The organism is Paenibacillus helianthi (assembly GCF_001909055.1).
GTDB classification, from domain to species: Bacteria; Bacillota; Bacilli; order Paenibacillales; family Paenibacillaceae; genus Paenibacillus_AQ; species Paenibacillus_AQ helianthi.
Genome location: NZ_LVWI01000096.1, coordinates 1 through 12,395, shown reverse-complemented (window position 1 = coordinate 12,395; position 12,395 = coordinate 1). Strand labels below are relative to the sequence as shown.

Annotated in this window: 16 protein-coding genes and 2 pseudogenes; 6 read left to right on the top strand and 12 right to left on the bottom strand. The window is 43.4% G+C overall.

Annotated elements, in window-relative coordinates; genetic code table 11:
- Window positions 1-274 (top strand): transposase (locus tag A3844_RS33650; protein WP_244169890.1); only part of this gene is annotated, 274 nt, incomplete at its 5' end.
- 51 nt (window positions 275-325) lie between these two features.
- On the opposite strand, the gene A3844_RS29675 is transcribed toward A3844_RS33650, so the two are convergent.
- The 6 genes and pseudogenes from A3844_RS29675 to A3844_RS29650 all read right to left on the bottom strand — a co-directional run bounded on the left by A3844_RS29675 (window position 326) and on the right by A3844_RS29650 (window position 5,016).
- Complete coding sequence (locus A3844_RS29675) at window positions 326-589, bottom strand: hypothetical protein (RefSeq protein WP_074109370.1); 264 nt, start codon at window positions 587-589, stop codon at window positions 326-328.
- A 347-nt stretch (window positions 590-936) separates the two neighbouring features.
- Window positions 937-1,296, bottom strand: coding sequence for a YmaF family protein (locus A3844_RS29670; protein ID WP_074100362.1), 360 nt, complete (start codon window positions 1,294-1,296; stop codon window positions 937-939).
- Between the two features lie 478 nt (window positions 1,297-1,774).
- Window positions 1,775-1,990, bottom strand: coding sequence for a helix-turn-helix domain-containing protein (locus tag A3844_RS29665; protein WP_074109369.1), 216 nt, complete (start codon window positions 1,988-1,990; stop codon window positions 1,775-1,777).
- Window positions 1,991-1,995: 5 nt separating this feature from the next.
- A complete protein-coding gene (locus tag A3844_RS29660; protein WP_074109368.1) occupies window positions 1,996-2,637 on the bottom strand; it encodes a phage portal protein in 642 nt (213 codons plus the stop codon).
- Window positions 2,630-4,079, bottom strand: a pseudogene (locus A3844_RS29655) (phage terminase large subunit). Before A3844_RS29655 ends, A3844_RS29660 begins: the two are co-directional and overlap by 8 nt.
- Entirely contained in the window at window positions 4,069-5,016 is a 948-nt protein-coding gene (locus A3844_RS29650; protein WP_074109366.1) for a terminase small subunit, read from the bottom strand. Before A3844_RS29650 ends, A3844_RS29655 begins: the two are co-directional and overlap by 11 nt.
- A gap of 161 nt (window positions 5,017-5,177) precedes the next feature.
- Here A3844_RS29650 and A3844_RS32545 point away from each other — a divergent pair, with 161 nt between their 5' ends.
- Window positions 5,178-5,384 (top strand): hypothetical protein, encoded by a 207-nt coding sequence (locus tag A3844_RS32545; RefSeq protein WP_143192201.1) that lies wholly within the window; start codon window positions 5,178-5,180, stop codon window positions 5,382-5,384.
- A gap of 436 nt (window positions 5,385-5,820) precedes the next feature.
- Here A3844_RS32545 and A3844_RS29645 read toward each other — a convergent pair whose 3' ends face one another.
- The 3 genes from A3844_RS29645 to A3844_RS29635 form a co-directional block, all read right to left on the bottom strand.
- Window positions 5,821-6,255: a hypothetical protein gene (locus A3844_RS29645; RefSeq protein ID WP_167374771.1), complete on the bottom strand. Its 435-nt coding sequence runs from the start codon at window positions 6,253-6,255 to the stop codon at window positions 5,821-5,823.
- 247 nt (window positions 6,256-6,502) lie between these two features.
- Entirely contained in the window at window positions 6,503-7,057 is a 555-nt protein-coding gene (locus A3844_RS29640; protein WP_143192199.1) for a sigma factor-like helix-turn-helix DNA-binding protein, read from the bottom strand.
- A 264-nt stretch (window positions 7,058-7,321) separates the two neighbouring features.
- On the bottom strand, window positions 7,322-7,501 hold the full coding sequence (locus tag A3844_RS29635; protein WP_074109363.1) for a hypothetical protein: 180 nt from the start codon (window positions 7,499-7,501) through the stop codon (window positions 7,322-7,324).
- 575 nt (window positions 7,502-8,076) lie between these two features.
- Here A3844_RS29635 and A3844_RS29630 point away from each other — a divergent pair.
- Window positions 8,077-8,778 carry a YiiX/YebB-like N1pC/P60 family cysteine hydrolase gene (locus tag A3844_RS29630; protein ID WP_083607089.1) on the top strand — a complete coding sequence of 234 codons (702 nt, stop codon included), beginning with the start codon at window positions 8,077-8,079 and terminating at the stop codon, window positions 8,776-8,778.
- A 59-nt stretch (window positions 8,779-8,837) separates the two neighbouring features.
- Window positions 8,838-9,179, top strand: coding sequence for a DUF3139 domain-containing protein (locus A3844_RS29625; protein ID WP_074109362.1), 342 nt, complete (start codon window positions 8,838-8,840; stop codon window positions 9,177-9,179).
- A 60-nt stretch (window positions 9,180-9,239) separates the two neighbouring features.
- Here A3844_RS29625 and A3844_RS29620 read toward each other — a convergent pair whose 3' ends face one another.
- The 3 genes from A3844_RS29620 to A3844_RS29610 form a co-directional block, all read right to left on the bottom strand.
- The gene (locus tag A3844_RS29620) at window positions 9,240-9,566 is read right to left on the bottom strand and encodes a hypothetical protein (protein WP_074109361.1); all 327 of its coding nucleotides are present in this window, start codon (window positions 9,564-9,566) and stop codon (window positions 9,240-9,242) included.
- Window positions 9,567-9,585: 19 nt separating this feature from the next.
- Window positions 9,586-9,726, bottom strand: a complete 141-nt coding sequence (locus tag A3844_RS32945; protein ID WP_167374770.1) for a hypothetical protein — start codon at window positions 9,724-9,726, stop codon at window positions 9,586-9,588.
- A gap of 249 nt (window positions 9,727-9,975) precedes the next feature.
- On the bottom strand, window positions 9,976-10,161 hold the full coding sequence (locus A3844_RS29610) for a hypothetical protein (protein ID WP_074084751.1): 186 nt from the start codon (window positions 10,159-10,161) through the stop codon (window positions 9,976-9,978).
- Window positions 10,162-10,439: 278 nt separating this feature from the next.
- Here A3844_RS29610 and A3844_RS29605 point away from each other — a divergent pair, with 278 nt between their 5' ends.
- Both A3844_RS29605 and A3844_RS29595 read left to right on the top strand, forming a co-directional pair.
- On the top strand, window positions 10,440-11,570 hold the full coding sequence (locus A3844_RS29605; protein WP_074109359.1) for a site-specific integrase: 1,131 nt from the start codon (window positions 10,440-10,442) through the stop codon (window positions 11,568-11,570).
- A gap of 528 nt (window positions 11,571-12,098) precedes the next feature.
- Window positions 12,099-12,395: pseudogene (locus A3844_RS29595) on the top strand (transposase); the annotation flags it as partial.

Here is a 12,395-nt window from a genome sequence, read left to right as displayed (position 1 = left end):
TACAGGAAGTCATATTCTTGGCGACAAAGCCTATGGCTCAGAAGTGATTCGGAATTGGATTACAGCTAAGCAGGCATCCTACACTATCCCGCCTAAAGCGAATAGTCAAAACCCATGGAAAGTCGATTGGTATCGGTACAAAGAGCGACACTTAGTGGAGTGCTTTTTCAATAAAATCAAACATTTTCGCCGTGTGGCTACTCGTTACGACAAATTGGCCAAGTCATTCTTGGCGTTTGTATACGTAGCTGCCATTTTCAAATTGACTCAATGAAAAGTTTTCAGACACGACCTAGTTATCCGCGTATTTTTTAAGTTGAATCGGTTAGTGCTTGTCGCGCGGGGTATCTACATACTGCCCGGTCAGTGGATCAAAGCGGGGACGTGGACCCGCGATCCGATGTTCAATCAGCAGTATAGAACGGAGCAACTCCCCAAAACCAATAAAAAACATTCCCGCAATAGACGACCACATAGCTATATACACACCAGTCAGTACACTTTCTGCGTCGACTGCTATTGTAATAGAGACAATTAATCCCGCCACCAATAACAAACCGCCAAAATATTGGAGATATTCACCTTTCACAGGATTCACTCCTCACACTATTATTCACGGCTGCAATCAATGAGACTTTATTTTCTCCTTAAGCTCCACTAAGGTGGCCAGCGAAATCCCAATGATCAGTAAACGATTCTATAAAAGCTTCATAGACAGCTTGATTAGAACGGCTTGATCGTGAAACCCTTTACGCTTGTGATCAGAAGTAAATAACAGCCTAAGTATAATTGATTTGGGACATTCTGTGAATGAATAGTACATCTCCGATACGCCGGTAGCCCATCCACATTAATAAAATACTCATTCTCCCTCTTTCTTATTAAGCACACCCACCATTAAAACCCCGTCATTACACTGACGGGGCAATGCTCATTTTAAATAAGCGGTTCTTGAATCAAAGTGGCAAAATTAAATTGGTGCTGATGGCCATCATTTAAAGTAGTGAGACCCGTAACAAAATGTACATGCTTGCCATTACCAACCGAAATAGCCGGCCCCGTCCTAATCTTTTTGAGATTATGAAAATGGTTTAAGAAATCCGTTTTAGTGAGATCAATTTCATGAACATGGCTCTTTCCTACCCGAATCGCTTGCCCTGTAACGCCTGCGAACCGATGGTTATGTCGATCTGCTCCTTCTTCTGCCAGTTTGGTACTACCCTCAAATTCATGGACATGCCTCTGCGTCAATTTAGCAGATCTTACTTTCTTTAGTATAGGATTTTTATTCTGCATTCGTAGCCCGCCTCCTTATAGTAGTGAACAATAACATCCTATTGAGGCAAGGGAATGTATGTGTTAGGCAACCGTTAATATCCAAAAGATTTTTTACAACATCAATTCATTTCATTTTGTACCCCTAATTGGCTATTTAAATCGAAGTTTGCTTTGATCTTGAAGGCATTTTATGGGCGCCGCCTTTTGAAGGGTTCATAAAACTCCACATGCACATACAAAAAAAACCTCAACGCCAACGGCGCCAAGGGCTGCTCATCCTAGTAAAGAGTCATGTATTGATCTCTTTCCCATTCGTTTACTTGTGTGCGGTTTACAGTTGGGGATCCTTGTATCAACTTGAATGCCATTGAATACATAATATAAAAGGCTTGTACTGATTTTAACCTATTAAAATGTACCGCCTTCCTTCTATTATATGTGGGCATATTGTGGGCGATTTTGTGGGCAACTAAATAGTTCAAAAGAGCCGTCCAGGTTATCCCTGTGGCGGCTCTTCTACATGTTCTATGATATCGTTTGGCTGTACCCTGAAATGGCTGCAAAGCTTATCCAAGACCTCCAGCGAAATATATTCCCCTTTGCCCATCTTCGCTATAGTGGATGGCCCGAGGCCAAGCGCTTCTCTTAAATCCTGTTTCTTCATTTCATTCTTTGACAGTAACACCCATAAGGGCTTGTACGAGAATGGCATCACATTCACCTTCCTGTTACTTTATGTACCCACTTGTAAATTAGGGGGCTCATCGCCTTAACTTCAATGAGGCGCTGTTCTGCGCTTATCTTCTGCTTGATTTTACATTGTTTTTTAGTCCCGGATTCGTCATACCAGGTATGTTCCGCCTCAAGCACATACTGCATCGGCTCTCCAGTGAGCGGGTCTCTGTCAATTCGTTTGACCTGTTCTGGTGGAATAATGTTGTAGACCAAGCGCGACTCCTTCTCTGGATATAGTTTGGAGACGTTTTTCTCCCGGGTAAGCCATACGAAGCAATCACCTTCTTTGATAGCATTTAAGTGGGTCCGCTGCGCTTTGAATTCGTTCTTCTTCAGAAAATCATTAACAGTTTTCTGGGCATCATCGCCTATTGACTTGAACTCAGGCAATCCGACAAAGCCGACAGTGGCATTAACCACTTTCTTTGCAAAGCCGGCTCCCAGTTTATAATTCTCTTCTGTGTTATCGTAAAGCGCCCGCGCCTTGGCATAGTCTACGCGACTTAAATCAAGCCGATAGGTACCGCCCAGTGTCCCTGTGATTACTCCCCACAGCCCGGCCACTCCTTGCCGTAGTTTGGACATTTCTCCAACTACTCGATCTACCAATGTCCATCTAGCCATATAGTTTCCCTCCTCCCAACAGTGATGCGGCAACCGGATCAATTACCGCCCCCGTTTTTGCGAACGCCAAAATAAGCGCATCCGTTCGGTCAGGAGACCGGAGACCACGCTTTTTCATTTCCTTCTTCGATTCAAGAATGATTTTCCCTTTACTAGTGACTGAATATTTCCGGGTTGAAAGCTGGCCGATCAGATCTTCATCGTTTGGAATTTGAATATCACCGGACTGCAGTATATCACAAACGTTAGCCCAGGCTTCAGTACCCCAGTTCTCGTAATGCTCAGTATCAAGTGCTTTTCCGCCGTTATGACAATCCACAACGGTAATATTCAGCCCTTCCTCACGAACAACTTCCCTCACTCGGTCTGTCACGCCACCGCCAACCCCGTCATCATCTATCTTCACAGTGCATCGAGGCCGTCCAAACTGCTCCATACATTCCTTGTCAGTGATCAAAACCCAGCCAGCAGTAACCATCGTGTCATTTTTGGAATAATGACGGATGTAAGGAAACATAGCACCAATCCGAGGGACGATAGTCGTTTCATCATCACCAAAGCGGGCAACGTCTACTCCGATTTCCAATTCGGCGATATCCGGAATGTTTGATTCCCATGTTCCGGTGTCTTCATCAAGAATCTGAACATAAATTTCTCTTGCTGCCGCTGTCTCCGCAAGTTCCAAAGGAATGAAGGTATCCGGTTCGGATCTCGGAAACTCTCCGTCTGCCCGTACACGGACCACATCGCTATCTTTACCGTATTTATTTTCAAGCATTTCGATATTTTTCTTATTGGTCCGCTTGCTGTCACGGCTTGATACTCGATGCGCCTTATACGTCCCCCTATCCTTATGGTGACTGTCATAAAAGAATCCGCTTGTTCGCGTGGGGTTGCCACACATAAGCATTTTATTATCATCACCGGTAAGAGTCCCGAATATAGCCTCCATGATATCATCTTTGACCCCAGATGCTTCATCTACGATGAACAACATGTGGTCCTCATGAAAGCCCTGCATGTTCTCTGGCTTGGTCGCCGTTCTAGCTATAGCAAACCAGCGCTTTTCCTGACCGATCATATAAATTTTGTTCTTGTTCCACTTCAAAAGGTTTTTTACCTTTGAACGTTCCAACCACTTAGCCACCTCGGACCACAGTACATCATGGAGCTGCTGGCGGGTAGGAGCGGTACACACTACCCGGGAATTGGGCCGGCAACACAAGAACCAAATAACCAATGCGGCCTCCAGAGCGGTCTTTCCCACACCTTGACCGGAGCGGACCGTTACAAATCGCGAGTGAGCCACATCGTACATTACTGCCAATTGCCATTCGTCTGCATCAAAATCAAGCATATCCTCTGCAAATGCAGCCGGCTCAACCCAATATAGGTCTTAGGGCTGCCATTGATGAAATCACGTTGTAAGGCTTAGCGCTCATCGCTCATCACCTTCGCCTTTCGCTTCTCAGCAACGCCCATCAATGCATTCACCCAGCTATTAACCTCACCGTTACCACTGCCCCCCAGCTTCTCAACTTCGAGCTGCGCCTTGCGGATTTTCAAGCGGGTTTCTTCATCCATGTAGTCGGTATATTTCTCCAGTTGTTTCAGCGCTTCAATCTTGTTATAGAGCTTCACGCTGAAGCCGTCTTTGCCTTCCTTTACTTCAGAAATGATGCTGGTATCTATTACATCGGAATTGACAAGGTTCACAAAGTTCTGGGTTCCAGTCAACTGCTTGCCGTCTTCATCTAGAATAGGATCGCCCTTTTTGTTGTGAAGTGGAAATTCCCGGCTGCCAAAATTAACGTAATCACCGGTGTCCGCAAAGGCGATTTTCATCCACTCGGCAATGATCCGCTTGAGGTCCAAACCCAGCTCCTCGGTGTACTGCTCCTTGGCCTGCTTGATAGCCGCTTGAATTTCTGGTTTCCTCAAGTTCTCCCAGCCAATGGTGTAAGCAGACTTCTTGGAGTACCCAGCAGCTATTGCCGCTCCTGTAGCGTTGAAGGTTCGCAGGTATTCGAGAATAAAAATCCGCTGCTTCGGGGTCAGCCCGTCTTCATCCGGTTCACCAGTGTCCGGTTCATCTAACGCCGGTGGCGGCTGCTCCCGAATTGGAACGTTCCGCTGCTGATTGGAACGTTCCGTATTCATTTCTGAAACGTTCCGTTTGCTTTTCTTGGACTTACCCGGCGGATTCGGTTCCTTCTCGCCGTTCAGGGTGGCTTCCCAATTATCCTTACTCTTCCAGCCTCGGACCGTACCGTCCGGCACTCCAAGGCTGACTGCGATATCAACAATGTCCCGCTTGCCGCCGCTGCCGATCCATAAATATTCCGCTTCCGCTCGCTTCGGGTCTCTCTTCTTCCCCACTACATTTCACCACCCCCAAAAATAAAAAAGCACTCTAAGTACCTTCCCTGTATTCCGAAACTCTTTTTACTCCAAAACACCTATTTATAAACTACTCAATAACGCCGATTCAATAAGTAATTGTACTTATTACTTTATAACTATTAGGAGGTAAAAGGATAATGAGAAAGGAACATTCAAGTTGGTTATATTCACGCAGTAAAGCATTATTTGCTACTTTTATTAGCTTTGGTTTAGTTATTTTGTTTGGTTTTTCCTTGTCATTCTATGTCAACGTCTTAGGACAACGATTTTCAGGAGAAGTTGCTAGTGTTCTTCTCAACATAACTTTCGCAATTCCTTTATGTTTTGAGAGCGATAAAAGATGAAACTCCAAAAGGATGGCCAAAGCCCGCAAAGATTAAGGCAACGTCATTCAAATTAAAGAAACATTCAAAACTCCTCACCCAAGAATTAAGACTCCCACTTAAAGAGGTTACATCTCCCCACATTAAATGGACAAATGCAATTTTAGCCGCTTTACTAGAAAATCCTAACAGGAAGTTTTTTTCAACCGTTTCCAACAACTTCAAATCATCCCTTTATACATTCACTATAAGTTTTGAAGAACTTGTAAATATAAGGCTTGATGATCAAATAATTCGTTTTGAGAACGTACTGGCAAGACGTAAAAGTTGTTGATTTTTTGCGAGGGGATAACTTCCCCCCTCAATGCCCATGTACCTTACTTCGCCGTCACCTCTGCAGCTTTTGGGGTTTAGATTATGGGGTTATTTGCAAATAAAAAGTCGCCTAATGGAGACTCTACATTCCTATACTTTCCGCAGCTTTCATAACGTCAATTCTGTTTTCGTGAAAAATCTTCTGTATATCAATGTACTCTCCGAGCCATTCTTCATACAACGGTTCTGTATAGCTTTCTGTGGCTATAGCCATACCTATTTTAGTATCTATAACAGATAATCGAGTAATGTTGTCGTAGTATATCCTAAACTTTCTGTTAAAGAGAAAGAAGGATTCTAACGATGTGACCCCTGTTAATAATGCAGAGAATAATAAAGCTGCATTAAATTCTCCGAATTTTACATCCCACCCACTCAGAAGAGTAACTAAAAAGCTAAGGCTGACAACTGCAACTCTCACAATTACTCCATTTTGCATGTACCTCTTCATTTTTTTATTATTCGCATCCATGCTAATTCCAACAATTTCTTGCAATAACTTCATTTTATTGTCCACTATAATCTTCACAACCTTTCAAAAGATATATCGGAGACCAGGGTTAATGTAATTATAGTGGGATTGTCGAGCTCACTTAACCGTGAGCTCATCGGCTGGCGTGTAAAAAATGACCTGATGTTTAAGCGCTATGCTTGTTACTCGTAAGAGTCATGGTCAGTTTTATACGCCATTCACTATAAGAATCGGACCATTTATAGGTTCCTCCTATAAATAGGTGGCAAGTGTACGGGGTAAAAAGCCATCTTCAGCTACTTATCAGGAATAAACTTGTCTGAATGGGCTCTTTCAGCTTCCGCTCCGCCTTTTCAATGTACTCTTGAACGGCGCCTCTCGATATCTGCAGCTCATCCGCAATTTGTTTCAGGGATAAGCAGAGTCCATGTTTAAGAGTGAAACACTGCTTCTCCCGCTGCGAGAGTACAGCCATGGCATCATCAATCTGTTTCCGCTCCGAATCTGTAAGTGTTGTTGGGCTGCCGCACGCTGCCGGTTGCGCGTAAGACTGCATCCGTAATGGATCTACTGGGATTGTTAACTGGTCCATAGATAGCCGATGTATGCCCCGGCGCGGCCCCGGGTTATGCCCCAAACGTAGCCAGTCAATGGCTAGTTGTACATCATATATCATACTATTCAGCTTGGATATATGGTTATTAATAGCACCCAGTTCTGCTTCTACTTCCGCGAAATCTTCCTCGGCCTTCCGCTTGGCGGCAATGAGTGTTTCCAGTTTCACCTTAATCACCACCGCCGAATTCTTGCATTCGTTCAGGATCTTCCGGGTTTTACGATAACTCAAGATAATATCCTCCACAATGTATGCCCTCCCTGGTTGTGTTATAATCTGTTGAGGATAAAAGTTGCTGCTTATTGCCCTGATGCTGAGTCAGGGCTTTTTTCTATGTGAACATATTAGTGCTTATGAAAAGTTTGATATATGATGCCGTGTATCTGACCCAGGTAGGGCCATAGTCAAGTACCTCGACGATTTCGGGGGAGTGGACCATAACAAATTTACGATGGCCGGCATCAAGTGCTTTACGTGCTTCATAGGCTTTCATAGTCATTCGACAGTCCCCCGGATCACAAATGGTCTCACAGCTGCTTTTCCCGTTGGAGGCGGATACTTGAGATCCAGCGCTGCCCTTTCCCCCTGAGTCAACTGCGAGCTTTTAATAACTCCCTGCCCACCGCCGGCTACTTCATTCGCTTTGTTCTTGATTCCTGCGTACCAGTCACTCATTAAGATCAGCCTCTTCTCAATGGAATAAAATCAGTGCTCCCAGGAATGAAAACTGCCCTGTTGCAAGCCCGGCTATAAATAGCAGCAGGCTGTTACTCATCTTTGATTACCGGAGTAGGGTATAAGGTGTGAGATTCCAAGTTCTCGATATAGTAATTTAGGATGTACAACTCACCTTCGATGTACAAGCGCCGGTCTTCGTCGTACGTAGCTCTCAATTCCTTCAGAATTCTCCTATATTTCTCACAAAATAATTCCTTTAGAAGCAAAATTCAAAATAAAAATGTTCTTACTCAATTAATTCCACTTAATTGTACTTATTTTATAAATCGTCATAAAATCATATAATTATTATTTATGTCATTATTCACTAGTTGTTAACATTATATCTATTATATTTATATATCTACCTCTATTTTTCCACAAATTATGCTATTTTATGATAATTATCGACTATTATACTAATTTGCTGCAATATTCGTTGAATCTTTTTCTTTGACATCCATATTTTTCTAAACTAGTATTAATCTATCGAATCCGGCCGTGAGACGAAATATGCTTCTGGGGTGTTTTATTTGAAAAAAGGTAAATTTCTCCTATCATTCTCACTTACAGTAATTCTATCTGCTTTTTCACTAGGAATGGCTAGTGCTGATAGTGCAACACCTGTACCTGAAGTCAATGCATCAAGTACTATAACTGCACCTATCCCGGACGTTAATAGCACAACAGTTATAGAAAATGATTCATTATCTCCTTCCTTAACTGATTTAGTTCCCTTCTCTATTCCAGGAGAAACTTATAAAGGTACAAATGTTGCTATTCAAGCAGGAGACATTCTAGTGACAAACAGTACTGGTTCTTCTGGATTTGGGTATACTGGACATGCGGGTATTTTAATTGATAACGGAACAATAGTGTCTATTGAAGGTTATAACAAACCTTTGATTAGACAGCCAATTACTGATTGGTATACAAAGTATGCCAATACAAAAGTACTGCGATATACTTCTTCCCCTACCAAAGCTCAACAAGCTGCAACATGGGCAAGTAATTATCAATCTCTCTATAAAGATCAGGTTCATTATGGCTTGATTAACAATATTTTCGACTATTACACTGAGACATATTGTTCTAAAATAGTATGGGATGCCTACTATTACGGAGCAAGTGTTAGCTTCGGAAATCCTGGTGCAGGTAATATTTTATTTTTACCATACAGTTTACCAGATCAATCATCATTAACTAGAGTTGCCATTATTGGATCTAATTTCTAAATTTACTGCAATTAAGAGATAGGATGTTTCCTATCTCTTAATTAACTTAAGCGAAAGGTGTGTTTATTATCAAAAAAGTTGTCCTATCCAGCATCGCAGCGCTAGTATCTTTAATCATTATTTTTCTTGTCGGCTATGTTTCTATAAATGGGGTGCCTTATAAAAAAACTCAAGCTGCCAAGCAAATTAAAGCTTATCTTATTACCAAGAAGAACTACACAGAAGATGAAATATACAGTATTAAAGGTTCTGTCTCTAAGAGTAGTATTTGTCGATATGGTGCAGAGGTTACATTTAATGATGAGATCGGATATCCATATGAATATGGTGTCTGTAACGATGGGGAAATTCACCAGCAGGGATATACTAGTACCACCCCTAAGCATCTTGACGACAATTAATTTAACCCTGTGTCGGCCCCCGCTGCGCTGGGATTATTTTGTCGATTGATGGCCTCCGGCCTAATAGTCACGTTCCATCTCTTCAATCTGCTCTTTATACCTTTCCCAATCGTCCTCATCAAAGCATTTTTTGTAACTACTCAGCTTATAGTCGTGGCCTTCTATGATGTCGTTAAGATCAACACAGATTGATCTTTCGAACATAGTTACTTTCATTCCGCCTTCTTCAAACGGGTATGTCCCAACGGCTTCCACAAAATTAGCCAGATCAGTGAAATCCAAATGAACATAGGCGTATACCGTTTTATTCTTATGAAATTCCTGAGTATATAGGCCTGTTTCATTTTCATTGAGCAGATGGTACAAATCCGCGTTTACTTCCTTCATCCTCTTCTCCCCCTTATACCTAAATGTGCTTTCTGACTTCCTCATAAGTGAATTTCTCCGTGATCGTAGGGTGCATATAATTCATCCATGCCGTTTCATAAGAGCAATTGAACAGCTTAGTCATTTCTTTAAGGGCGTTGGCTGCGGATTCTGGTGTCATTGGTATCTCCTTCCTTGGGTGCTGGGGCCCCTTTGGGATTTCTCATTGCATCTTCATGTTGTTTTACCATTCGTTCTGCATCCAATCGCAGCAACTTATCTGCGGCGGATGTCTCTTTGCGTGGCCCAATGAATTGCGGTTTATATCCTGTGAAAAACGGCTTGCGACTGTTCGTCTTAGTTTCATATTCTTCCGTTGGTGTGGGTGCTGGGGTATCTGGGTAAAGGGTGCGGTCCCGGGGTGTTTGGGTCATTGGTGGTTTACCTCCTCTCGGTATTTTTCTTCGATTCTTCTAGCCTTAGCTGCAAGTTGAAACGCCTTATTTCTTAATTCTCCTGCCCGATCATAATCTCCCTTGAGAGATGCTCGTTTTGATCTTGTTTCCCAAAGCCCGGCCCTGTTAAGTAATTTCCCTACCTCTCGCAATGGGTCCATACGGTTATATCCTCCTTGTTATAGGGCAGAGCCGGGTATCGGCCCCCACTTCGTTAGGTTGTTCGGTCGTATCGGTGGCCTATCGGCCTAGTGCGTCATTTCGTCGTACTGTGCAACAATCATTATGACTCTTGATGAAAAAGCTTCATTAAGCTGGCGGGCAGGATTGCTTCATTTAATTGACGAATCCTGAGTAATGATATAACCTTTCACACTCACCAGTCGTAAGGCTGTTTACTATAGCATTAAATAGAACATATGTTTGGTTTTTTTAGTACATGGCAAGTTTTAAGAAGCAAACCACAGGTTGGGAGTATCGAATCCGATATAAAGATCCAATTACCCAAAAATTTAAGGAGAAGTCGCAACGCGGTTTTGAGACAAAGAAAGAAGCGCAGATCGCTGCGGCAGACACAGAGAGGAAAATAGCCGAAGGTTATGAGCAGACAGACACCCCCCTACTCGATTATCTGGAGCAATACGTGCAAGAATATAAAGTAGGTACAGTTCGAAAAAACACCATAATTCAGCACAGGAACAACATTGAGAACCATATCAAGCCCTACTTCCAGCAAATAATGCTCAGAGAAGTGAAGCCGATCCGGTATCAACAGTTTTTGAATCAGCTTGCGGATAATTATAGTAAAAGTACTGTTGAGATTATTCACAATACGATGAACGGGGCCTTGGAGAAAGCTGTAATCCTTGGGAAGTTGGAAAAGAATCCGTGTAAAGGGGTTACAATTAAAGGAAGCGTCAAACCGAAAGGGCTAAAGTTTATTGAATCTGAACATATACCTGCTTTTCTTCGATCCGCTCACCAGTATGGTTACATCTACTGGATCTTCTACCGAGTCTTGATTGAAACAGGTATGCGGAAAGGGGAAACTGCCGCGCTAACCTGGGATGACATTGATTTGAAAGCCGGTACACTATCCATAAATAAGACGCTGGATTTCGCTGCTGAGGATGAAGCTGAACTTTTCGGGGATACGAAAACATTTAATTCGGAGCGAACGATAAAAATCAGTCAGTCAATCATTTCGGATTTGAAGCAGCACATAAAATATCAGAATCAAAATAAATTGGCCTGGAAGGGCTCCTACAAGCATAATTTAAACTTGGTCCTTTGTCGGGACGACGGGAATTTCATGCCAAAGTCTTCTCTTTTCAATTCCTTTTCGCGTATTTTGAAACGCGCAGGTCTTCCGTCTATGCCGATCCACTCCCTACGGCATACACACGCCGTACTACTCCTGGAAGCCGGTAATGATATGAAGTATGTACAAGAACGCTTGGGACACGGCAGCATGAGAATCACGGCAGATGTGTATTCTCACGTTTCCAAGAAGATTGAAGAAAGCAGTATGGAGAAGTATGAAGCCCACATGAGATCTATCCTCGAATAGCGCCCGCTAATTATTTGTGGGCATTTTGTGGGCACTATTAATTCAAGAGTCCTTCACTACCCCCACGCCCACACAAAAAAAACTAGGTCTGCCCAATTAACAAACAGACACGGTTTTCGAGGCGATTTAAATAAAGGTTAGGGTCTCTGCGGGAGCGAAGACGCTTTGTACCTTCGAGAAGTCGAGATTCCCAACCCTTACGTTCGTGGAGGTAGCTTTCATAGTCTACACGGCTCAGCCGTTTCAACAGGTTCTCTTGCTTTAAAGCGTCATCTACCCAAATGACAAATTCTCCACTGCGCCAGATGTAGCGATTCCAACTGCGTAGTCCGGTCATTCGGCGGTGACGTGTTTTGGTCCGGCGGATGAACCGTTCATGGTCATTATTGGTCCTTGGCACGTATGACATATCGTAACACGCAAACAAGCCGTAGTGCCTACGGCTCGTTTCACGTCTTTCTTCCACCGCTGAACGATGGCTTCTGTACCGAGTGCGATGATTTCACCTGGTGTGGGAAACTCGCCTAACGCGCGCAGCACCTTATGGATACGGCGAGGAGTTCCATCGGACTGACCGAAGGACTTCCTGCAGCAAGAATAGAGATTCAAACGCTCCTGGAACAGTACGAAATGTTCGCCAGACAGCTCGAAGAGATTCTGGCCGAGGTGGAACGTCTACTGTCACAAATTCCGGGCACTGGAGAGATGCTCACCGTACCGGGTGTGGCTGTAGTTACGCTGGCGGGTTTCCTTGCAGAAGTAGGGGATCTAAGCGGTTACGAGCATGGACAGCAGATTATACGGCTGGCTGGACTGAATCTCAAA

What these genes read in the sequence shown, in the direction of transcription:
- A3844_RS29620 (WP_074109361.1), bottom strand. Translation starts at nt 9,566, where the DNA reads ATGAAGGAAGTAAACGCGGATTTGTACCATCTGCTCAATGAAAATGAA.
- A3844_RS32945 (WP_167374770.1), bottom strand. Translation starts at nt 9,726, where the DNA reads ATGACACCAGAATCCGCAGCCAACGCCCTTAAAGAAATGACTAAGCTG.
- A3844_RS29665 (WP_074109369.1), bottom strand. Translation starts at nt 1,990, where the DNA reads ATGCCATTCTCGTACAAGCCCTTATGGGTGTTACTGTCAAAGAATGAA.
- A3844_RS29605 (WP_074109359.1), top strand. Translation starts at nt 10,440, where the DNA reads ATGGCAAGTTTTAAGAAGCAAACCACAGGTTGGGAGTATCGAATCCGA.
- A3844_RS29660 (WP_074109368.1), bottom strand. Translation starts at nt 2,637, where the DNA reads ATGGCTAGATGGACATTGGTAGATCGAGTAGTTGGAGAAATGTCCAAA.
- A3844_RS29635 (WP_074109363.1), bottom strand. Translation starts at nt 7,501, where the DNA reads ATGAGTGACTGGTACGCAGGAATCAAGAACAAAGCGAATGAAGTAGCC.
- A3844_RS29610 (WP_074084751.1), bottom strand. Translation starts at nt 10,161, where the DNA reads ATGGACCCATTGCGAGAGGTAGGGAAATTACTTAACAGGGCCGGGCTT.
- A3844_RS29670 (WP_074100362.1), bottom strand. Translation starts at nt 1,296, where the DNA reads ATGCAGAATAAAAATCCTATACTAAAGAAAGTAAGATCTGCTAAATTG.
- A3844_RS32545 (WP_143192201.1), top strand. Translation starts at nt 5,178, where the DNA reads ATGAGAAAGGAACATTCAAGTTGGTTATATTCACGCAGTAAAGCATTA.